General features: G+C 52.6%; 19 protein-coding genes and 1 riboswitch. Of the genes, 18 read left to right on the top strand and 1 reads right to left on the bottom strand.

The genetic code is table 11. From position 1 onward, the window contains the following. Positions 1-137 precede the first annotated feature (137 nt). The 6 genes from ACTHSP_RS03660 (at position 138) to ACTHSP_RS03635 (ending at position 5,339) form a co-directional block, all read left to right on the top strand. A complete protein-coding gene (locus ACTHSP_RS03660; protein ID WP_049352038.1) occupies positions 138-602 on the top strand; it encodes a cyclic pyranopterin monophosphate synthase MoaC in 465 nt (154 codons plus the stop codon). 49 nt (positions 603-651) lie between these two features. Next, complete coding sequence (locus ACTHSP_RS03655; RefSeq protein ID WP_318250580.1) at positions 652-1,398, top strand: HesA/MoeB/ThiF family protein; 747 nt, start codon at positions 652-654, stop codon at positions 1,396-1,398. Between the two features lie 186 nt (positions 1,399-1,584). After that, the gene (locus tag ACTHSP_RS03650; RefSeq protein WP_049328555.1) at positions 1,585-1,929 is read left to right on the top strand and encodes a CidA/LrgA family protein; all 345 of its coding nucleotides are present in this window, start codon (positions 1,585-1,587) and stop codon (positions 1,927-1,929) included. Next, positions 1,929-2,627, top strand: coding sequence for an LrgB family protein (locus ACTHSP_RS03645; protein WP_049328556.1), 699 nt, complete (start codon positions 1,929-1,931; stop codon positions 2,625-2,627). The genes ACTHSP_RS03650 and ACTHSP_RS03645 overlap by 1 nt, the downstream gene beginning before the upstream one ends. Positions 2,628-2,670: 43 nt before the next feature. Further along, a complete protein-coding gene (gene argJ / locus ACTHSP_RS03640) occupies positions 2,671-3,891 on the top strand; it encodes a bifunctional glutamate N-acetyltransferase/amino-acid acetyltransferase ArgJ (protein WP_070460366.1) in 1,221 nt (406 codons plus the stop codon). Positions 3,892-3,968: 77 nt separating this feature from the next. Further along, the gene (locus tag ACTHSP_RS03635) at positions 3,969-5,339 is read left to right on the top strand and encodes a chloride channel protein (RefSeq protein WP_440345650.1); all 1,371 of its coding nucleotides are present in this window, start codon (positions 3,969-3,971) and stop codon (positions 5,337-5,339) included. A gap of 75 nt (positions 5,340-5,414) precedes the next feature. Here the strand turns inward: ACTHSP_RS03635 and ubiB are convergent, their stop codons facing one another. After that, positions 5,415-6,926 (bottom strand): ubiquinone biosynthesis regulatory protein kinase UbiB, encoded by a 1,512-nt coding sequence (gene ubiB, locus ACTHSP_RS03630; protein ID WP_440345649.1) that lies wholly within the window; start codon positions 6,924-6,926, stop codon positions 5,415-5,417. Positions 6,927-7,133: 207 nt separating this feature from the next. Next, positions 7,134-7,231, top strand: a riboswitch (glycine riboswitch). Between the two features lie 209 nt (positions 7,232-7,440). Between ubiB and gcvT the strand changes: the two genes are divergently transcribed. The 12 genes from gcvT to rho all read left to right on the top strand — a co-directional run bounded on the left by gcvT (position 7,441) and on the right by rho (position 20,906). After that, positions 7,441-8,541 (top strand): glycine cleavage system aminomethyltransferase GcvT, encoded by a 1,101-nt coding sequence (gene gcvT / locus ACTHSP_RS03625; RefSeq protein WP_440345648.1) that lies wholly within the window; start codon positions 7,441-7,443, stop codon positions 8,539-8,541. A gap of 147 nt (positions 8,542-8,688) precedes the next feature. Further along, entirely contained in the window at positions 8,689-9,228 is a 540-nt protein-coding gene (locus ACTHSP_RS03620; RefSeq protein WP_440345654.1) for a hypothetical protein, read from the top strand. Between the two features lie 36 nt (positions 9,229-9,264). Beyond that, a complete protein-coding gene (gene gcvH / locus ACTHSP_RS03615) occupies positions 9,265-9,663 on the top strand; it encodes a glycine cleavage system protein GcvH (RefSeq protein WP_036492952.1) in 399 nt (132 codons plus the stop codon). A gap of 105 nt (positions 9,664-9,768) precedes the next feature. Then, entirely contained in the window at positions 9,769-10,320 is a 552-nt protein-coding gene (locus ACTHSP_RS03610) for a DNA-3-methyladenine glycosylase I (protein WP_440345647.1), read from the top strand. 56 nt (positions 10,321-10,376) lie between these two features. After that, positions 10,377-13,229, top strand: a complete 2,853-nt coding sequence (gene gcvP / locus ACTHSP_RS03605; RefSeq protein ID WP_049352057.1) for an aminomethyl-transferring glycine dehydrogenase — start codon at positions 10,377-10,379, stop codon at positions 13,227-13,229. Positions 13,230-13,453: 224 nt separating this feature from the next. After that, positions 13,454-14,263, top strand: coding sequence for a bifunctional hydroxymethylpyrimidine kinase/phosphomethylpyrimidine kinase (gene thiD, locus ACTHSP_RS03600; protein WP_049352060.1), 810 nt, complete (start codon positions 13,454-13,456; stop codon positions 14,261-14,263). 111 nt (positions 14,264-14,374) lie between these two features. Then, on the top strand, positions 14,375-14,794 hold the full coding sequence (locus tag ACTHSP_RS03595) for an OsmC family protein (protein ID WP_003679886.1): 420 nt from the start codon (positions 14,375-14,377) through the stop codon (positions 14,792-14,794). Positions 14,795-15,056: 262 nt separating this feature from the next. Then, a complete protein-coding gene (locus tag ACTHSP_RS03590) occupies positions 15,057-15,770 on the top strand; it encodes a GntR family transcriptional regulator (protein ID WP_004519550.1) in 714 nt (237 codons plus the stop codon). A 72-nt stretch (positions 15,771-15,842) separates the two neighbouring features. Further along, on the top strand, positions 15,843-16,622 hold the full coding sequence (locus ACTHSP_RS03585; RefSeq protein ID WP_440345645.1) for a DeoR/GlpR family DNA-binding transcription regulator: 780 nt from the start codon (positions 15,843-15,845) through the stop codon (positions 16,620-16,622). A gap of 105 nt (positions 16,623-16,727) precedes the next feature. Continuing rightward, positions 16,728-18,416: a glutamine--tRNA ligase/YqeY domain fusion protein gene (locus ACTHSP_RS03580; protein ID WP_440345644.1), complete on the top strand. Its 1,689-nt coding sequence runs from the start codon at positions 16,728-16,730 to the stop codon at positions 18,414-18,416. An 83-nt stretch (positions 18,417-18,499) separates the two neighbouring features. Continuing rightward, the gene (locus tag ACTHSP_RS03575; protein ID WP_440345643.1) at positions 18,500-19,402 is read left to right on the top strand and encodes a DMT family transporter; all 903 of its coding nucleotides are present in this window, start codon (positions 18,500-18,502) and stop codon (positions 19,400-19,402) included. 244 nt (positions 19,403-19,646) lie between these two features. Then, the gene (gene rho / locus ACTHSP_RS03570) at positions 19,647-20,906 is read left to right on the top strand and encodes a transcription termination factor Rho (RefSeq protein ID WP_003680905.1); all 1,260 of its coding nucleotides are present in this window, start codon (positions 19,647-19,649) and stop codon (positions 20,904-20,906) included. Positions 20,907-20,949 lie beyond the last annotated feature (43 nt).

Below are 20,949 nucleotides of genomic sequence, written 5' to 3'. Positions count from 1 at the left end.
ATAGCAGATTTTTATAAACTGCCAATGGTAACACCCGATACATTTCAAACCGGAAAACGGCCGTCTGTATCCGCCGCGTGGTCGCTGTCTGTAAAATGCCGTAAAATATTGCCCATCAAAACAGAGGCGAGAAACCCATGATTGAATTTCCCAACCAACCCGATTTTCCTGAGCAACACACCGCCGTCGCCGTCGGCACTATCAACATGAGCCAGCAGGCGATAAGGGTGTTGATAGAGAATGCCACCGAAAAGGCAAGTATCCTGACCATCGCCCGCGTTGCCGCCATTCAGAGCATCAAACAGACTGCCAACCTGATTCCGCTGCACCTGCCCGGCCGCATCATCGGCGTGCAGGTTGATTTCGATATTAACGTTGAGTTGGCCTGCCTGAAGGCCACGCTGACCGTCCAAGCGCACAGCAACGGCAGCATTGCCACCGAAGCCCTGGCCGGCCTCAATTTGGCGCTCTTGAGCGTTTACGACATGATGAAAGACGTTGACCGCAATATGATGCTCAGCGGCATCCGCCTAGAATCCGAAACCAGCAGCGAAGGCCGTCCTTTCTTGTTTGACAACGCATACGAAAATATTAATTTCTAAACCATTCAGGCCGTCTGAACATTGGGTTTCAGACGGCCTTATTATTATGATGAACGATCAACAACTCTTGCGGTTCAGCCGCCATATCTTGCTTGACGAAATCGGTATCGAAGGCCAAGAAAAACTCTTGGCTGCCCATGTGCTTGTTGTCGGTTGCGGCGGGCTGGGTGCGGCGGCCTTGCCGTATCTTGCCGCCGCCGGCATCGGCAGCCTGACGATTGCCGATGCCGATACCATCGACGAGACCAATCTTCAACGCCAAATCACGTTTACCGAAGCCGACATCGGTAAAAACAAGGCTTTGGTGATGCAAGGCCGTCTGAAACAAATCAACAGCCAAACACACATTACAGCTATTGCCGAATTTCTCGATGAGGCCAGGCTTGTCGAATTGGCAAACGCCGCCGACATCATCCTTGATTGTTCCGACAATTATCCCACACGCCAAGCAGTCAACCGCGCCTCCGTTGCCACGCGCACGCCTTTGGTTTCCGCAGCGGCCGTCGGCTTTGATGGACAAATCGCCGTGTACCGTCCCGATCTTCCCGATACGCCCTGCTATGCCTGCCTGTTTGATGGCGAACAAGCCAGCGACGGCGCTTGTGCATTGTTCGGCGTTTTTTCGCCGTTGGTCGGCGTTATCGGAACGACCCAAGCCGCCGAAGCGCTTAAAGTGCTGATCGGTATCGGTACGCCGTCGCACGGCAAACTTTCTACCTACAACGCGTTGAGCGGAAAATGGCAGCAATACGGGGTGAAACACAATCCCGAATGCCCGGTTTGCAGCGGCCGTTAAAGACAAAAAGCAGGGTAGGGGTTTCAATATTGCCTCAGCCAATCCGCTAGAGTAATCATACTTATCTTTCATTAAACTCGAAGGAAGGCGTTTCTTCCCTTTTCAGACGGCCTGTGGCACGATATGATTCAATGATTAATAAATTTTTTGAGGCCGTCTGAAAAGGGATAAGGAGAAACCGGCTTAATGAATATTATTCGTGCCTTATTGGTGGTATTGGGTTGCCTGGCTTTGGGCGAGGCAACCGTTTGGATTTTGGGGTTGAAGCTGCCGGGCAGTATTGTCGGCATGGCTTTGCTGTTTGCCGCGCTTCAGGCGGGCTGGGTCAAATTGTCTTGGGTGGGCGAACTGGCAGACATTTTGATGGCAAACCTGACTTTGTTTTTGGTGCCGCCTTGCGTGGCCGTCATCAGCTATTTGGACGTGATTGCAAACGACTGGTTTTCAATTTTGACGGCCACAATCGGCAGTACGATCTGCGTATTGTTGGTGACCGGCAAAGTGCATGAGTGGGTCAGGAGGCGGATGTGATGAATATAGACGGGCTGTTGCGCATGCCCTCGGTCATGCTGTTCCTGACTTTGGCCGTGTATGCTTTGGCGGTGCAAATTCGGGCGCGCACGGGGAATGTGCTGTGTAATCCGGTATTGATCAGTACGCTGGTGTTGATGGGGTATTTGAAGGTATTTGCCATCGATTACGAGCTATACCATTCTGCTTCGCGCTTTATTGATTTTTGGTTGAAACCGGCAGTCGTGTTGCTGGCCGTGCCGCTTTATCGAAATTGGGACCGTATCCGCAGCCAGTGGTTGCCAGTGGTGTTGTCGCAGTTGGCGGGCAGCGTGACAGGCATTGTTACGGGTGTGTATTTTGCCAAATGGCTGGGCGCTTCGCGCGAAGTGATTTTGTCGCTGGCTTCCAAATCTGTGACCAACCCGATTGCGATTGAAATCACGGCGTCTATCGGCGGTATTCCGGCGATTACGGCGGCAACGGTGATTATTGCTGGACTTTTTGGACAGATGGCCGGATATAAAGTGTTGAAAGGGACGTTATATATGCCTTCTTCAGTGGGAATGTCTTTGGGTACGGCCTCACATGCGATGGGTATTGCGGCGTCTTTGGAATACGGCCGCCGTATGGCCGCATATGCCGGCTTGGGCTTGACGCTCAACGGTGTGTTGACGGCGATATTGGTGCCTATCTTGATTCCCTTATTGGGCGTATAGCGTTTTAGGCCGTCTGAAAATAGTGTAAACAGGAGAAAATGATATGGCTGTAAATTTGACTGAAAAACGTGCAGACGAATTGTTGGAAATCGACGGCATCCGTCTGTTTACAGGTCGTGCCGGCATCAAGCAACAAGACCGCGACGATTTGACGCTGATGGTGTTGGGCGGCGGACATACGGTGGGCGCAGTGTTTACGCAAAACCGTTTCTGCGCCGCGCCTGTGCATATCGCCAAGTCGCATCTGTTTGACCAAGACGGCGTGTGTGCCTTAGTCATCAATACGGGCAATGCCAATGCGGGTACCGGCGCACAAGGCCGTCTGGATGCGATTAAAGTGTGCGCGGCGGCGGCGGAACAGGTCGGCTGCCAATCCAATCAGATTATGCCGTTTTCGACCGGCGTGATTTTGGAGCCATTGCCTGTGGATAAAATCGTGGCCGCCTTGCCGCAAGTACGCCCTGCATTCTGGTCGGACGCGGCGCGTGCCATCATGACGACGGATACTGTACCGAAAGCCGCTTCACGTACAGGATTGGTCGGCGAAAAACACACAGTCCGCGCCACCGGTATCGCCAAAGGCTCGGGCATGATTCATCCGAACATGGCGACCATGTTGTCGTTTATCGCTACCGATGCCAAAGTGTCCCAACCGATTTTGCAGCTGATGACGCAAGAAATCGCAGATGAGAGTTTCAATACGATTACCGTGGACGGCGATACCAGCACTAACGACAGTTTCGTGATTATGGCGACGGGCCGTTGCGGTCAGAGCGAAATCGACAATACCGCCGATCCGCGCTATGCGCAGCTCAAGGCCTTGCTCGGTTCGCTGGCTTTGGAACTGGCGCAGGCGATTGTCCGTGATGGCGAGGGTGCGACCAAGTTCATCACGATTGAAGTGCAAAACGCAAAAACCCGCGAAGAGGCGCGCAAGGTGGCTTATGCCGTCGCCCATTCGCCTTTGGTGAAAACCGCTTTCTTTGCCTCCGACCCGAACTTGGGCCGTCTGTTGGCAGCCGTCGGCTATGCCGGTATTGAAGACTTGGACGTCGATGCTTTGAAAATGTGGCTGGATGACGTGTTGGTTGCCGAAAACGGCGGACGCGCGGAAAGCTATACCGAAGAAGCAGGACAAGCGGTGATGAACCGTCCGGAAATCACCGTCCGCATCGATTTGCAACGCGGCGATACGACGGCGGCTGTTTATACCTGCGATTTGTCGCACGAATATGTGTCGATTAACGCGGATTACCGTTCTTAAAAACCTTTATCCTTGTTTTCAGACGGCCTTTAAGAAAAGTATCAAGGCCGTCTGAACACATTGACTGCGTGTTTATTATGAAATTTCCCCAGACTTGGGCGGCGCGCCTTGCCCACAAAATCCGCCAAACCAAACGCTTGTCGAAAAAGAGCATTGCCCTTCTGTTTTTGCTGGCAGGATCGGCACTGGTTGCCCTGACTGCTTTGATGTTTGCGTACTTGGCGGATTTGGCTTTGGAATGGAACGCCTTGTTGGTGGGAAAATATCCGTGGTTTGCGTGGGTGGCTTTGCCGCTGGGTTTGCCGCTTTTGGCGTGGTTTACGCGCAAATTTGCGCCGTATACTTCCGGCAGCGGTATTCCGCAGGTCATCGCTTCATTGTCTTTACCTTATGGCGTGCAGAAAACCCGTTTGATTCGTTTGGGCGAAACCTTTTTCAAAATTCCGCTGACGTTTTGCGCCATGCTGTTGGGCGCGTCTGTCGGCAGGGAAGGGCCGTCTGTGCAAGTGGGCGCGGCGGTAATGAATGCTTGGGGCGCGTGGTGTAAAAAGCACGGGCTGGCGTTTAGGGGTATGCAGGAAAACGATTTGATTGCCGCAGGTGCGGCCGGCGGTTTGGCGGCGGCGTTTAACGCGCCTTTGGCCGGCGTGGTGTTTGCCATCGAAGAATTGGGGCGTGGCGTGCTTTTACGTTGGGAACGTCAAATCCTGATGGGCGTGTTGGCGGCCGGTTTCATTCAAGTGGCGATACAGGGCAATAACCCGTATTTCTCAGGTTTTCAAGGGCATGAGTTGCCAAACATGCTGATGTGGGCTGCGGTGTCGGGCATCGTCTGCGGCGTGGCCGGCGGATTGTTCGGCAGCTTTTTGTATCGCGGCGCGGCGGCATTCGCACCGGTACGCTGGCGCAGTTTCATCCGCCGCCATTTGTTGGTGGTCGCCTTTGCAATGGGTATCTTGCTGGCGTTGCTCGGTACGTTTTATCAAGGCAAAACCTATGGCACGGGCTATCACGAAGCCGCTGCCGCACTCAAAGGCGCGTATGAAGCGCCGTTCGGCTTGGCAGTCGCAAAATGGGCAGCAACCGTGTTCAGCTATTGGGCAGGCATTCCTGGCGGCATCTTCACGCCGTCGTTAACCATCGGTGCGATGATAGGCGAACACATGGCTTCTTTCGCGCAACTGGGCGACGCGTCCAATGTCGCGGTTTTGCTCTGCATGGCCGCATTCCTTGCCGCCGCGACCCAATCGCCGTTGACCGCCGCCGTGGTGGTCATGGAAATGACGGGCGGACAGAATTTACTGTTTTGGATGTTGCTGACTTGCATCTTCGCTTCGCAAGTCTCGCGCCAATTCTCGCCGCATCCGTTTTACCATGCCGCAGGTTTGCGCTTCAGACGGCATATTGAAGCCGAAAGCGGACATGTTCAGCACGAGAAAAAAGAATAGGTCGGTATATAAAAGGCCGTCTGAAGATCAGATTTCAGACGGCCTTTATTATGTCGTTTAAAGCTGTATTACGGTTTACTTAAACAGCAAAATCAGCAGCAAAACAACCGCAATCACACCCAGCCACAGGCTTTGGCGTTGCTGTACTTTGACCAAGTGAACATAGGCATCGCGCATTTCCTGTTGGCGGTTTTCATCAATCAGCGCACTGATTTTGCGCGGCAGGGAAGGGATGATTTGCGCCCAATCGGGAGCTTCGTTTTTGAGGTTGCGCCAAAGGGCTTTGGGGCCGACCTGTTCGTTCATCCAGCGCACCAAAAACGGTTTGGCGGTTTTCCACAAGTCCAAATCGGGATCGAGCTGGCGGCCCAAGCCTTCGATATTGAGCAGCGTTTTTTGCAGCAATACCAGCTGCGGTTGGATTTCGACATTGAAACGGCGGCTGACTTCAAACAGGCGCATCAGCACCAAGCCGAAGGAAATCTGCGAAATCGGTTTGTTGAACACAGGCTCGCACACGGCGCGGACAGCGGCTTCCAATTCTTCCGCACGTGTGTCGGCAGGCACCCAACCTGATTCGATGTGGGCGGTGGCGACGCGGTGGTAATCGCGGTTGAAGAAGGCGAGGAAGTTGATGGCGAGATAGCGTTTGTCGTAATCGGTCAGTGTGCCAACGATACCGAAATCGAGGGCGATGTAGCGGTTGTCGGCGGCGACCAAAATATTGCCGGGGTGCATATCTGCATGGAAAAAGCCGTCGCGGAAAACTTGCGTGAAGAAGATTTCCACGCCGTAATCGGCAAGTTTGTGCAAATCAATGCCGTCTGCTTTGAGTTTGGCGATATCGGATACCGGCGTGCCGTCCATCCATTCGATGGTCAGTACGTCGCTGGTGCAGTAGTCGTAAAACACCTTTGGCACAATCAGCATATCGCTGTTTTGGAAATTACGTCCGAGTTGGCTGGCATTGGCGGCTTCGCGCATCAAGTCCAATTCGTCGTGCAGGTATTTGTCAAATTCGGCCACCACTTCGCGCGGCTTCAAACGCTTGCCGTCTGAAAACAAACGTTCCACCCAGCCTGCGCCAAAGCGCATCAGCGACAAATCCTGTTCGATAACGGGCAAAAGGTTGGGGCGCAAGACTTTCACTGCGACCTGTTCGCCCGAATGCAGGCGGGCTTTGTGTACCTGGGCGATAGACGCGCTGGCGACAGGCTCGGTTTCAAATTCTGCGTATAAAGTGTCGATGGATTGGCCCAAAGATTTTTCGATTTGCGAGCGCGAAAGCTGCGCGTCAAACGGCGGCACTTTGTCTTGCAGCCTTGCCAGTTCGACCGCGTAATCATGCGGAATCAAATCGGGGCGCGTGGACAATACCTGTCCGAATTTAATGAAAATCGGCCCCAGGCTTTCCAACGCCAAACGCAGGCGCACGGCAGGCATCTCGTGTTTGAACTTGGACGACTGCGGCAGCATATTGAGGAAAGTCCGCGCCCAACCCGGATGGACCAGCGAGGCAATCAGCTCGGCAAGGCGGTAGCGGTAGAGCGTGCAGAGGATGGTTTTAATGCGTTTGAGGCGGTTCATGATGGACGCAGATAAATCGAAAAAACAGAATTATATAGGAAAAACGGCCAAGGGCTTCAGACGGCCTGAGACTTTTGCAAAAACATTTGCCGTATAGTTAACAAATTTATAAAGGCTAAGGTTTTGCCGCCCCAATAAAAAGACGAATATTCACATCATAAAATATTCGTCGGCTACTTGCCCAAACCGCCGATTCAAGACATAATCGGGAAATGTGCAGGAGAGTGTTACACCCAACTACAATGTAACCACCGAAGGCGCAGACACCCTTAAATCGCTCAGGTATCAGGGACTGCACATTGAAACAAACAATCTGGAGAGCGGCGTTAGAATAACGTCCACCGAAGGGGAGAAGGCCGTCTGAACCACCATTCAGACAACCGCGCAAAACAGTGAGCAGACTGGTTTGCATCATGCGGATACGGCCGAAAATCTCAGGTTCAAGGACAGATAGGGTCATCCGCGCATAGGTGCGCGGGCGGCATCTGAACAAAAAATCCGGAGAAATTTGAGAATGACTGCTCTGAAAACCACCCCATTTCATCAAGCCCATCAAGATGCAGGCGCGAAGCTGGTAGATTTTGCCGGCTGGGAGCTGCCCATCCATTATGGTTCACAAATCGCCGAACACGAAGCCGTGCGCACCGACGCCGGTATGTTTGACGTATCCCATATGCTCGTTACCGACGTAGCAGGCGCAAATGCCAAAGCCTTTTTCCGCAAATTGATTGCCAACGATGTCGCCAAACTCGCTTTTGTCGGCAAAGCCCTTTATTCCGCGCTGCTCAACGACAACGGCGGTGTGATTGACGACTTGATCGTTTACCGCACCAACGAGGCCGAAACCCAATACCGCATCGTGTCCAACGGCGCGACCCGCGAAAAAGACACCGCCCAGTTCCACAAAGTCGGACAAGAATTCGGCATCGCCTTCAACCCGCGCTACGACCTCGGTATGCTTGCCGTACAAGGCCCGAAAGCCATCGAAAAACTCCTGACCGTCAAACCTGAATGGGCGGACGTGATTCACGGCCTCAAACCGTTCCAAGGTGCAGACTTGGGCAACGACTGGTTTGTTGCCCGCACCGGCTACACCGGCGAAGACGGCGTCGAAGTCATCCTGCCCGGCACCGAAGCCGTCGCATTCTTCAAAGCCCTGCAAGCAGCAGGCGTACAGCCTTGCGGCCTCGGCGCACGCGACACCCTGCGCATGGAAGCCGGTATGAACCTCTACGGCAACGATATGGACGACAATACCAGCCCGCTCGAAGCAGGCATGGGTTGGACGGTTGACTTGAAAGACGAAAGCCGCGACTTTGTCGGTAAAGCCGCCTTGCTGGCATTGAAAGAAAAAGGCGTTGCCGTCAAACAGGTCGGCCTGTTGCTCGAAAAAGGCGGCATCCTGCGCGCGCATATGGAAGTGTTGACCGACAAAGGCAAAGGCGAAACCACTAGCGGCGTATTCTCTCCAAGCCTGAAACAATCCATCGCCATCGCGCGCGTACCGAAAGACTTTGACGGCGATACCGCCAAAGTGTTGATGCGCGGAAAAGAAGTGGACGTGCGTGTACTGAAGCTGCCATTCGTCCGCAACGGTCAAAAACAGTTTGATTAATATCGATTCAGACGGCCTTTATTTGTTAAAGGCCGTCTGAAAGCAGGTTTTAAGGAATTGTTGTTTCCTATGAAAGCAACCTTTGGCAGTTTATTGTTGTTATTGATGTTATCGGCTTGCGCTTCGTCTGCCGGCGAGCGCGGATTGATGTTTTTCGATACAGAAGGAAAATCCCGTACTGCAACATTTATGAAAACCGTTGGCGGCAATGGAAAGATTGCCGGCGAGGTGACGATAGACGGGGAATATGCTCTTGATATTATCCGCATGAATGATGATTTGAGTATTGCCGTGCAAGATAATAAGGGTAGAAGCCGTGCTTCTGACCTGAAATCATTGTCGCAAGCAAAATCATTTACCCTGTTTGCGTTCAGCCGTTATGCGGGAACAGTTGAAGTGGATAAAGTATCGGCTGTTACAAGCATTTGTGCAGATTACCGCAGCAAAGGCCTGAAGGTTGCCGTTGCAGACAATATGAGTTCCAAACAAGGAATCGTTGTATTCCGCGCAAGTGGCGTAATGGCAAGTAACAAGCGCAAGATAAACGAAGCATATTTGGATTATTCTGCATCCCCTAAACTTCCTTCCGCCCAAAAGCAAAAATTGGAACAAGATAAAAACAATATGATTGCCGTCCATTACGGACGCTTGGAAGAATTAATCGCACGAGGTATCTGCGCACGCTAAGTTGTGCAGATGCCGTCTGAAAATAACCCCCTATCAATGGAGTATCAAACCATGAGCAACATCCCAGCCGAACTGAAATACGTTGCCAGCCACGAATGGCTGCGCCTTGAAGAAGACGGTACCATCACCGTCGGCATTACCCATCACGCGCAAGAGCTGTTGGGCGACATCGTGTTTGTCGAGCTGCCAGAAGTCGGCGCAAACCTGGCTGCCGAAGAGCAAGCCGGTGTGGTTGAGTCTGTAAAAGCCGCATCTGACGTGTACGCGCCGATTGCAGGCGAAGTCGTTGCCGTCAACGAAGATTTGCCCAGCGCGCCGGAAACTGCCAACAGCGACCCTTACGGCGCAGGCTGGTTCTTCAAAATCAAACCTGCCAACCCTGCCGATTACGACGGTCTGCTGACTGCCGAACAATACGCAGGCGAAGTAGCTTAATTTTTGCAAACATCCAAACAGGTTTTGCGCCTGTTTGATGGTGCAGGTCTTAGGTCGTCTGAAAATACTTTCAGACGGCCTTTGTTTCAATTTTCCTCAATAAACATGAATTACTGCGAATTTGTCGCCACGCTACCCGACGATACGGACAACCCCAACCAACATTATCACGACACGCAATACGGTTTTCCGATTGAGGACGACAATGAATTGTTTGAGCGGCTGGTGTTGGAAATCAATCAGGCGGGTTTGAGCTGGACGCTGATGTTGAAGAAGCAGCAGGCATTTCAGACGGCATTTAAAGGTTTCGATATCGAGACGGTCGCCGCATTTGACGAAGCCGATATTGAGCGGCTGCTTGCCGACGCAGGCATCGTCCGCAACCGCCTGAAAATCAACGCAGCCATTTATAACGCGCGACAAATCAAACAAATACAGCAAGAATACGGCTCATTCAAAAACTGGCTGGATGCACACCATCCGTTCGACAAGGCTGAATGGGTGAAGCTGTTTAAAAAACATTTCAAATTTGTCGGCGGCGAAATCATCGGCGAATTTCTGATGAGTACCGGCTACCTGCCCGGCGCGCATGTGGAAACCTGTCCGGTTTATAGGGAAATATTGGCATGTCGTCCAAAGTGGGCGGAGGCCGTCTGAAACAACATCTGCAAGAAAAAACAGTGTTGATATCGATAACACCGCAAGGAGTAGAAATGAAACTATCTGAATTGTTCAACCCGAACGAATTTGCCGCGCGCCATTTGAGCTTTGGCGACGAGGCTGCGCTTTTGGAAGCGCTCGGCGAGAAGAGCATGGATGATTTTGTCGGCAATACCGTGCCGCAAAGCATCCGTATGCCGTCCGAACTCGATTTGCCCGAAGCTTTGACCGAGGCGGACGCGTTGGCGAAATTGAAAGGCATCGCGTCTAAAAACGTGATCAACAAGTCCTATATCGGCTTGGGCTATTACCCGACACGCGTGCCGAACGTGATTTTGCGCAACGTATTGGAAAATCCGGGTTGGTACACTGCCTACACCCCGTATCAGGCGGAAATTGCCCAGGGCCGTTTGGAAGCTTTGTTGAACTTCCAACAAGTGTGTATCGATTTGACCGGTTTCCCTGTGGCAGGCGCGTCTTTGTTGGACGAGGCAACTGCCGCCGCTGAAGCGATGGCGATGGCGCACCGCGTGGGCAAAGTGAAATCCGAGCGTTTCTTTGTGGATGCGCGCGTGTATCCGCAAACTTTAGACGTGATGAAAACCCGTGCCAAATATTTCGGCTTTGAACTGGTGGTCGGCGATTTTGCCCAAGCGGATGAAGGCGAATACTTCGGCGCGCTGCTCCAATACGTCGGCAAAGACGGCGACGTGCAAGACTTGCAGGACGTTATCGGCCGTCTGAAAGCCAAAGGCACAATTGTGGCCGTTGCCGCCGACATCATGAGCTTGGTCTTGCTGAAATCCCCTGCCGAGTTAGGCGCAGATATTGCTTTGGGCAACACCCAACGCTTCGGTGTGCCGATGGGCTTTGGTGGTCCGCACGCTGCTTATTTCGCGTTTAAAGACGAGTTCAAACGTTCCGCTCCGGGCCGCATCATCGGCGTATCCAAAGACGCATCGGGTAAACCCGCGCTGCGCATGGCGTTGTCCACACGCGAGCAACACATCCGCCGCGAAAAAGCGACATCCAATATTTGTACCGCACAAGCATTGCTGGCAAACTTGGCCGGTATGTATGCCGTTTACCACGGCCCTGAAGGCGTGAAACGCATTGCCAACCGCATTCATGCGCTGGCTTCTGCCTTTGCCGATGCGCTGGTTTCAGACGGCCTGAATGTGGTTCACAAAGTCTTCTTTGATACCATTACCGTTGATTTCGGCAGCAAAGAGAAAGCAGACCAAGTGTTTGCCGCTGCTTTGAAATCGGGTTACAACCTGCGCCGCGTCAACGATACTCAAGTTGCGGCTGCGTTCCATGAAACGTCGGCATACGAAGATTTGGTCGATTTGTACCGCGCATTTACCGGCAAAGATACATTCACATTTGCCGATGATGTCAAAGGTCGTCTGAATGCCGAATTGCTGCGTCAGGACGACATTCTGCAACATCCTGTGTTCAACAGTTACCACACCGAACACGAAATGTTGCGCTACCTGAAAAAACTCGAAGACCGCGACTTGGCGATGAACCGCAGCATGATTTCATTGGGCAGCTGCACCATGAAACTCAACGCGACTGCGGAAATGTTGCCGATTACTTGGGCTGAGTTCACCGACATCCATCCTTACGCTCCCGAAGCGCAAACCGCCGGCTATCGCGAATTGCTTGCCGATATGGAAAACAGCCTGAAAGCCATCACCGGCTTTGACGCGATTTCCTTCCAGCCTAACTCCGGCGCACAGGGCGAATATAGCGGCATGCTCTCCATCCGCCGTTACCAAGAAGCCAACGGCGAGGGACACCGCAACATCTGTCTGATTCCAAAATCAGCCCACGGTACCAACCCTGCGACTGCGGCCATGCTCGGTTTGAAAGTCGTCGTTGTCGACACCGACGAACACGGCAACGTCAACATCGACGATTTGAAAGCCAAAGCCGAGCAATACCGCGACGCTTTGTCCGCCATCATGATTACTTACCCGTCCACCCACGGCGTGTACGAAGAAGGCATCCGCGACATCTGCCGCATCATCCATGAAAACGGCGGACAGGTTTATATGGACGGCGCCAACCTCAACGCCCAAATCGGCATCATGCAGCCTGCCGAAGTCGGCGCGGACGTGTTGCACATGAACCTGCACAAAACCTTCTGTATCCCTCACGGCGGCGGCGGTCCGGGCGTCGGCCCTATCGGTTTGAAAGCCCACCTTGCCCCGTTTGCACCGGGACACGCTTTGACCGACACCCACAGCGCCAGTGCCGACCAAACCGCCGTTGCTGCTGCGGCCTTCGGTTCAGCGTCCATCCTGCCGATTACCTGGATGTACCTGACCATGATGGGCAAACAAGGCATGGAGCAGGCGACACGCTGGGCATTGCTCAACGCCAACTACGTTGCCAAACGCCTGAGCGAAGACTATCCGATCCTGTATACAGGCAAAAACGGACGCGTCGCGCACGAATGTATCGTTGATTTGCGTCCGCTCAAAGCCGAAAGCGGCATCACCGAAACCGACATCGCCAAACGCCTGATGGACTATGGCTTCCACGCGCCGACGGTTTCCTTCCCTGTTGCCGGTACGCTGATGATTGAGCCGACCGAGAGCGAAAGCAAAGCCGAGCTCGACCGCTTCATCGCCGCCTTGAAACAAATCAAACAGGAAGTGCTGAAAGTCGAGCGCGGCGAATGGCCGAAAGAAGACAATCCGCTGGTCAACGCTCCGCACACTGCATCCGACGTAACCGGCGAATGGACGCATCCGTACTCCCGCGAAGAAGCTGTCTTCCCATTGCCGTTCGTCCGCGAACACAAATTCTGGCCGAGCGTCAAACGTGTAGATGAAGTGTATGGCGACCGCAATCTGATTTGCTCCTGCTTGCCGATTGACGCATACGAAGATTAAGCCTGAATAGGTTTAAAATTGAACAGGCTGTCTGAAAATGAAAATAGTTTTCAGATGGCCTTTTGTTTGTTAAGATATTTCGCCCGAGAACATACATTTGTTTTTGGTAAAACAACGGATAAGGCATTCGGAAAGATAGACGGCGAATGCCTTTGCTTGCGGATAAAACCAAACGGCTTTCCATAACGATAAGCAAAAGGCCGTCTGAAAAACAGGAGGACACGATGGACGAACTTTTTATTCAAACGTTGACGATTGCTGGCTCAGATTCCGGCGGCGGCGCAGGCATACAGGCGGATTTGAAGACATTTCAGATGCGCGGCGTGTTCGGCACCAGCGTACTGACCGCGGTTACCGCACAAAATACTTTGGGCGTATCGGCAGTGCATCCGATACCGACCGACATAATTGCCGCGCAAATTGCCGCGATTCAGGAGGATTTTCAAATCCGTGCTTATAAAATCGGCATGCTGGGTACGGCGGAAATCATCGAATGCGTGGCGGAACAAACCGCCGAATGCGACTTCGGTAAACGCGTATTGGATCCGGTCATGATTGCTAAAGGCGGTGCGCCGTTGTTGGAAAACTCGGCCGTCGAAGCCATGAAACGCCTGCTGCTGCCGCATACGGACGTCTTGACCCCCAATCTGCCCGAAGCGCAGGCTTTGACGGGTATTAATATTGAAAACCGCCAAGATGCGGAACGCGCCGCCAAAATTCTTCAGGATTGGGGCGTGAAAAATGTGGTGATTAAAGGCGGCCATCTTGCCGACAGCCAAAGCGAATATTGCACCGACTGGCTGTTTACGCCATACGAAACCATTGAGCTGAACAGCAAACGTTTCCCAACGCCGCATACGCATGGCACGGGCTGCACGTTTTCCGCCTGTATTACTGCCGAGTTGGCAAAAGGGTTTAGCGTGCCTGAGGCGGTTCAAACGGCAAAAAACTATATTGCCGCCGCCATTTCCCATCCTTTGGGCATCGGGGCAGGGCACGGGCCGGTCAACCACTGGGCGTATCAGGACGAATGATGCGTTTAGTCCGATTGTAATTGATTGTATTTTTCAGACGGCCTGACTAGGTTTATCATTTGAAATTGTTTACAATATCGGATTAATGCTTTTACGGATAAAAAAGACACCATGCAAGTTACCTCAAAATGGATAGACGGAATGTGCTTCGTCGGTACAACGGCAAACGGACACAGCGTTGTGATGGAAGGCGCGGCGGCTGAAGGCGAAGTCAAACGCGGCCCCAGCCCGATGGAAATGTTGTTGTTGGGTGTAGCAGGCTGCTCCAGCATCGATGTCGTGATGATTGCCGAGAAACAACGCCAAAAAATCACCGACTGCCGTGCCGAAGTGACTGCCAAACGCGCCGACACCGCGCCGCGCGTGTTTACCGAAATCCATATCCATTTCAAAGTGTATGGTCGGGATTTGCAAGAAAGCGCGATTGAACGCGCCGTACAGATGTCTGCCGAAAAATATTGCTCCGCATCGATTATGCTGGGCAAAGCGGCAAAAATGAGCCACAGCTTCGAGATCGTCGAAACAGAATAGGACGGTTTCAGGGTGGGCGTGTCGGAGCGTGAACCGACTACCCACAAAAAAAGCAGATATATTCACGCATTAACATGAATATATCTGCTTGCTTTTTATTCCTTTTTCTTCTCTCTCTATCAGCCTTTATAACTTGGCTTGTTGATCTCATTGTGCAAGTTTCGTTTAACATTGTCAACAATTTTTAATTATATTTTAAACACCCCCGAAAGCTGCAGGTTTGTAAACGCTTGTGCCTTAATACGGATACTGGGGAAACATTATGGATTACGAAAATAATACCAACGTTGCGCCTGCAACTTCATCGCTTATTTTGGAAGAGCGTCACGATTCCGAACTCTTCCGCGTGTACGCATTGATTTTGGACGGCATTACCGACCATCTGCTGTTGCCGGGCAAAAAACTGACCGAGTCCGAGCTTTGCCGACAAATGGTTTGCTCGCGTAATACCGTGCGTGGCGCATTGTCGCTTTTGGCGCACGACAAAATTGTCGATTTGCAGCCCAACCGCGGCGCATTTGTCCATGTGCCGGACTTGAAAGAAATGAAAGACGTGTTCAACACGCGTATCGAAATGGAAAGCATGATTTTGAGCGTCCTCATTGATATGCCTGATTTGGAAACGCGTCTGCAACCGCTTTACGCCATGATTGAGCAAGAGGGCGCAGCCTCCGAAAGCGGCGACCGCGTGGGTTGGAACCGCCTGTCCAATGCCTTCCATGTCGAATTGGCGCGGCTGTTGGATAATGATGTCCTGTTTGAAATCATGAATACCTTGTGTGCGCGCTCTTCATTGATTGTGGCCGTTTCCGACCCGCTTCGCAAAGAAAAGCGCAACATCGATTCCAATTCACACCATGAACACCGGGAAATCCTCGATTTGTTGCTGGCAGGCAAGCGCAACCGTGTGACCAAAGTCATGCGCCGCCATTTGGGCGCGTGTATGGAACGCTTGGAACAGAAACTCGAGATGTAATCGGTTTGACAATAACAAGGCCGTCTGAAATATTCAGACGGCCATTGGTTTATCCCTATAAAACGAAACGCCATGAAACCAAAAATCCAAAGACACGAACATATCCTCACCCTTGTCCGCGAACATAACTTTATGACGGTGGAAGAGTTGGCGGCGAATTTGGATGTGACACCGCAAACCATACGCCGCGATGTGCAAGAGTTAAGCGAGACCGGACAGCTCAAACGCTATCACGGCGGCGCATCTTTGGGCGATGTTTCAGTTGTAACGGCAGGGCAGGAGCGGCGCAACCATCAGCAGCAGGAAAAAAACGCCCTTGCCCGACTGATTGCTTCCACCATTCCCGACAATGCCTCGCTGTTTATCAGCATCGGCACCACCATGGAAGCCGTTGCCGCCGAATTGGTCAGACAGCGTAAAAACCTGCGGATTATCACCAACAATATTTACGCCGCCTCCATCACTGCGGCGCGTACCGATTACACGGTCATCATCGCTTCCGGGGTGGTCCGCCCCTTGGACGGTGGTATTACCGGCGTGGCGACCGTCGATTTTATCAACCAATTCAAAGTCGACTATGCCATCATGAGTACCCACGGCATAGAAAACGATGGCTCGCTTTTGGATGACGATTACAAGGAAGTCAGCGTGATGCAGGCAATGGTGAACAATGCCCGCGTGCGCTATCTTGGCGTCGATCACAGCAAATTCAACAGCAATGCCTTGGTCAGGCTGGGCGATATCGGCGCATTCGATAAGCTGTTTACCGACCGCACACCATCCGTCGCCATGCAGAAAACCCTAAACGAGCGCGGCGTAGCGTGGCAGGTTGCCGACCCTGTATCAAAGTAGCCAAGTCGGGTACAATTGAGCCATCATTCCATTCCTTTCAGACGGCCTGATTGAATGTTCAGGCCGTCTGAAAACAGAAAATCATTTTCCCATCAAAGAAATATTATGTTGAATAAAGACCAATTCGCGGACAACCATTTCATCCGCACCATTATCGAAGAAGACCTCAAAAGCGGTAAACATACAGCCATCCAAACCCGTTTCCCGCCCGAGCCGAATGGCTATTTGCACATCGGTCACGCCAAATCCATCTGCCTGAACTTCGGTTTGGCATATATTTACGACGGCTTGTGCAACCTGCGTTTCGACGATACCAATCCTGAAAAAGAAAACGACGAATACGTCAACGCCATCAAAGAAGACGTCGAGTGGTTGGGTTTCCATTGGGCGGGTGAGCCGCGTTTCGCTTCCAATTATTTCGACCAGCTTTACGACTACGCCGTCGGTTTGATCAAAGATGGCAAAGCGTATGTCGATGATTTGACGCCCGAAGAAATGCGCGAATACCGCGGCACATTGACCGAAGCGGGTAAAAACAGTCCTTACCGCGACCGCAGCGTCGAAGAAAACCTCGACCTGTTCACACGCATGAAAAACGGCGAGTTCCCCGACGGCAGCAAAACCCTGCGCCTGAAAATCGACATGGCTTCAGGCAACATCAATATGCGCGACCCCGTCATCTACCGCATCCGCCGCGCCCATCACCACAACACCGGCGACAAATGGTGCATCTACCCGATGTACGACTACACGCATTGCATTTCCGATGCCATCGAAGGCATCACGCATTCCTTGTGTACGCTCGAATTTGAAGCCCACCGCCCGCTGTACGACTGGGTGTTGGACAACATCCCCGCGCCGCACGTCACCCGCCCGCGCCAATACGAATTTTCCCGTTTGGAGCTTCTGTATTCCATCACGTCCAAACGCAAGCTGAACCAACTGGTTTCAGACGGCCACGTTGCAGGCTGGGATGATCCGCGTATGCCGACCATTTCTGGTATGCGCCGCCGTGGTTACACGCCCGAAGGTCTGCGCCTGTTTGCCAAACGCGCCGGTATTTCCAAATCTGAAAACATCGTCGACATGAGCGTGTTGGAAGGCGCGATTCGCGAAGAGCTGGAAAACTCTGCTCCACGCCTGATGGCGGTTTTGAACCCGCTCAAAGTCACGCTGACCAACTTTGAAGCAGGCAAAACCCAAAGCCGCCGCGCCGCGTTCCATCCGAACCACGAAGAAATGGGCGATCGCGAAGTACCTATTTCACAAACCATCTACATCGAAGCTGACGACTTTGCCGAAAATCCGCCTAAAGGTTTCAAACGCCTGATTCCCGGCGGCGAAGTGCGTTTGCGCCACGGCTATGTCATCAAATGCGATGAAGTAGTAAAAGACGAGGCAGGCAATGTGGTTGAACTCAAATGCAGCATCGACCACGATACCTTGGGCAAAAATCCAGAAGGCCGCAAAGTCAAAGGCGTGATTCACTGGGTGTCTGCCGAACACGCAGCAGAAATCAAAGTCCGCCTGTACGACCGCCTCTTTACCGTCGAGCGTCCCGATGCCGTGCGCGGCGAAGACGGCGAATACCTGCCGTTTACCGATTTCCTCAACCCCGAGTCCGTCAAAGAAATCACCGCCTACGCCGAACCCGCAGCCAAAAACCTGCCCGCCGAAAGCCGTTGGCAGTTTGAGCGTCTGGGCTATTTTGTGACCGACCGCAAAGACCACAGCCCCGAGCAGCCCGTGTTCAACCGCACGGTTACGCTGAAAGATTCTTGGCAGCCCAAGTAATCTGTTTGCAACAGCGATATTGGAAGGTCGTCTGAAAACTTGAAATTCGGTTTTCAGACGGCCTTTGTTGATAAAGGATTGAGATGGAACGTTATTCCGTACATTTGAAACTGCTGGGAATGGCGGTGTTGTGGGGCGCGTCTTGGCCGATGGGGCGGATGCTGGGGCAGTCGCTGCCGCCGCTGACGGGCGGGGCGGTTCGGTTTGTACTGGCTTCGGTTTTGTTGTTGGGCTGGTTGTTTGCGCGCAGCAGGTTTGCGACTTTGGCGGCTTTGTCGGCGCGGCAATGGCTGGGCTTGACTGCAGCCGCTTCCGTCGGAGTATGCGGCTATGCGGTGTTTTTTATGCTGGGTTTGCAGACTATGCCGGCAGGCAAGGCGGCGGTGGTTGTGGCAGTGAATCCGGTATTGACGCTGCTGTTGGCGACTTGGTTTTTCGGCGAGCGTTTAAATGCGAAGATTTTGGCGGGCATGCTGCTGGCGGTCTGTGGTGCCATTATGGTGGTAACGCAAGGGCAGCCGTTGACAGTGTTATCGGGCGGCATCAAGGCGGGGGAGTGGCTGATTTTCGGCTGCGTGGTCTGTTGGGCGGCTTATACCTTAATCGGTCGCGCGGTTTTGCGCGGGATAGATGCGCTGACGGTAACGACGGCAACTTCGTTCATCGGCGCGTTGATGTTGTCGGCGGTGGCGTTGTGGACGGACGGATTGCCGTTTGAGGCGATAGCGGCAATGGATGGGCGCGGCTGGACGGCCTTGGCGTGGCTGGTCATCGGCGCGACGGTATTGGCTTACGCGTGGTATTTTGAAGGCGTGAAGACTTTGGGCGCAGGCAGCGCGGCGGCGTATATTACGCTTGTGCCGATTTTCGGTGTGCTGTCTTCGGCGTGGTTTTTGGGCGAACCTTTGCATATTTCGCTGGTTGCAGGTTGTGCAGCGGCAGTCGGCGGCATGACGCTGATGCGGTACGGGCAGAAGGCCATCTGAAGTTGGGCAAATACTCGGATTTTTGATAATAAGATTGCGGTTGCCACGTTACTTCCAGCCGTAATCTTATTGAAGAATAAGACTAAGTTACGGCCTTAGTGTTCGATTTAAAAATTTGACACCCTGCCTCCAACTGCCTAAAATTCAACTTTCTCAAAAATCTACCGTATCCTGCGGCACGATTTCATACTTTCAGACGGCCTTTGTGCCATCTCTCTGATACCATTCAAAATATATCAATACTATGCACGTTTCAGAACTCCAAACCCTCCACATTTCCAAACTCTTGGAAATGGCAGAAGAACATGGCATTGAAAACGCCAACCGTTTCCGCAAACAAGACCTCGTTTTTGCCATCGTCCGCCAGATGATGAAGCAGAATGTCAGCTTCACCTGCTCCGGTACACTCGAAATCCTGCCCGACGGCTTCGGTTTCTTGCGCAGCGCAGATACTTCTTACCTTGCCGGCCCTGACGATATTTATGTTTCGCCAACGCAAATCCGCCGCTTCAATCTGCACACCGGCGACACCATCGAAGGCAGCGTGCGCGTGCCTAAAGACAACGAGCGTTATTTCGCGCTTGTCCGCCTCGATACCATCAACGGCGATCAGCCCGAAGTCTGCAAACACAAAATCCTCTTTGAAAACCTCACGCCTTTATTTCCAACCGAACAATTCAAGCTTGAGCGCGACATCAAAGCCGAAGAAAATCTGACCGGCCGCGCCATCGACTTGGTTTCCCCAATTGGTAAAGGCCAACGTGCATTGTTGGTTGCGCCGCCTAAAACCGGTAAAACCGTGATGTTGCAAAACATTGCTCATGCCATTACCGCCAATTATCCCGATGTTGAGCTGATTGTCCTGTTGATTGACGAGCGTCCGGAAGAAGTGACCGAAATGAGCCGTTCTGTACGCGGCGAAGTGGTTTCCTCTACGTTTGACGAGCCTGCGCAACGCCATGTACAAGTGGCCGAGATGGTGATTGAAAAAGCCAAACGCATGGTCGAACACAAAAAAGACGTGGTGATTCTGCTGGATTCGATTACCCGTTTGGCACGCGCCTACAATACCGTTGTGCCGACTTCGGGCAAAATTCTGACCGGCGGTGTCGATGCCAACGCTTTGCACCGTCCGAAACGCTTTTTCGGCGCAGCGCGTAATGTGGAAGAGGGCGGTTCGCTTACCATTATTGCGACGGCACTTGTTGAAACCGGCAGCCGCATGGACGATGTGATTTACGAAGAGTTCAAAGGCACGGGTAATATGGAATTGCACCTTGACCGCCGCATGGCAGAAAAACGCCTGTTTCCGGCCATCAGCATCAATAAATCCGGTACGCGCCGCGAAGAATTGCTGGTGCCGAACGATCAGTTGCAACGTATGTGGCTCTTGCGCAAATTCTTGCATCCTATGGACGAAATCGAAGCAACCGAGTTTTTGGTGGGTAAACTCAAAGACTCTAAAAATAACGACGATTTCTTTGAATTGATGCGCGGTAAATAAGCATAAGGCCGTCTGAATATGTTTCAGACGGCCTTTACTTTGC

Source organism: Neisseria sp. P0001.S005 (assembly GCF_051963715.1).
This window is presented reverse-complemented; position numbering and strand designations above follow the sequence as displayed.

Coding starts and splice junctions, on each gene's coding strand:
- ACTHSP_RS03660 (WP_049352038.1), top strand. CDS start 138: ATGATTGAATTTCCCAACCAACCCGATTTTCCTGAGCAACACACCGCC.
- ACTHSP_RS03655 (WP_318250580.1), top strand. CDS start 652: ATGAACGATCAACAACTCTTGCGGTTCAGCCGCCATATCTTGCTTGAC.
- ACTHSP_RS03650 (WP_049328555.1), top strand. CDS start 1,585: ATGAATATTATTCGTGCCTTATTGGTGGTATTGGGTTGCCTGGCTTTG.
- ACTHSP_RS03645 (WP_049328556.1), top strand. CDS start 1,929: ATGAATATAGACGGGCTGTTGCGCATGCCCTCGGTCATGCTGTTCCTG.
- argJ (WP_070460366.1), top strand. CDS start 2,671: ATGGCTGTAAATTTGACTGAAAAACGTGCAGACGAATTGTTGGAAATC.
- ACTHSP_RS03635 (WP_440345650.1), top strand. CDS start 3,969: ATGAAATTTCCCCAGACTTGGGCGGCGCGCCTTGCCCACAAAATCCGC.
- ubiB (WP_440345649.1), bottom strand. CDS start 6,926: ATGAACCGCCTCAAACGCATTAAAACCATCCTCTGCACGCTCTACCGC.
- gcvT (WP_440345648.1), top strand. CDS start 7,441: ATGACTGCTCTGAAAACCACCCCATTTCATCAAGCCCATCAAGATGCA.
- ACTHSP_RS03620 (WP_440345654.1), top strand. CDS start 8,689: ATGTTTTTCGATACAGAAGGAAAATCCCGTACTGCAACATTTATGAAA.
- gcvH (WP_036492952.1), top strand. CDS start 9,265: ATGGAGTATCAAACCATGAGCAACATCCCAGCCGAACTGAAATACGTT.
- ACTHSP_RS03610 (WP_440345647.1), top strand. CDS start 9,769: ATGAATTACTGCGAATTTGTCGCCACGCTACCCGACGATACGGACAAC.
- gcvP (WP_049352057.1), top strand. CDS start 10,377: ATGAAACTATCTGAATTGTTCAACCCGAACGAATTTGCCGCGCGCCAT.
- thiD (WP_049352060.1), top strand. CDS start 13,454: ATGGACGAACTTTTTATTCAAACGTTGACGATTGCTGGCTCAGATTCC.
- ACTHSP_RS03595 (WP_003679886.1), top strand. CDS start 14,375: ATGCAAGTTACCTCAAAATGGATAGACGGAATGTGCTTCGTCGGTACA.
- ACTHSP_RS03590 (WP_004519550.1), top strand. CDS start 15,057: ATGGATTACGAAAATAATACCAACGTTGCGCCTGCAACTTCATCGCTT.
- ACTHSP_RS03585 (WP_440345645.1), top strand. CDS start 15,843: ATGAAACCAAAAATCCAAAGACACGAACATATCCTCACCCTTGTCCGC.
- ACTHSP_RS03580 (WP_440345644.1), top strand. CDS start 16,728: ATGTTGAATAAAGACCAATTCGCGGACAACCATTTCATCCGCACCATT.
- ACTHSP_RS03575 (WP_440345643.1), top strand. CDS start 18,500: ATGGAACGTTATTCCGTACATTTGAAACTGCTGGGAATGGCGGTGTTG.
- rho (WP_003680905.1), top strand. CDS start 19,647: ATGCACGTTTCAGAACTCCAAACCCTCCACATTTCCAAACTCTTGGAA.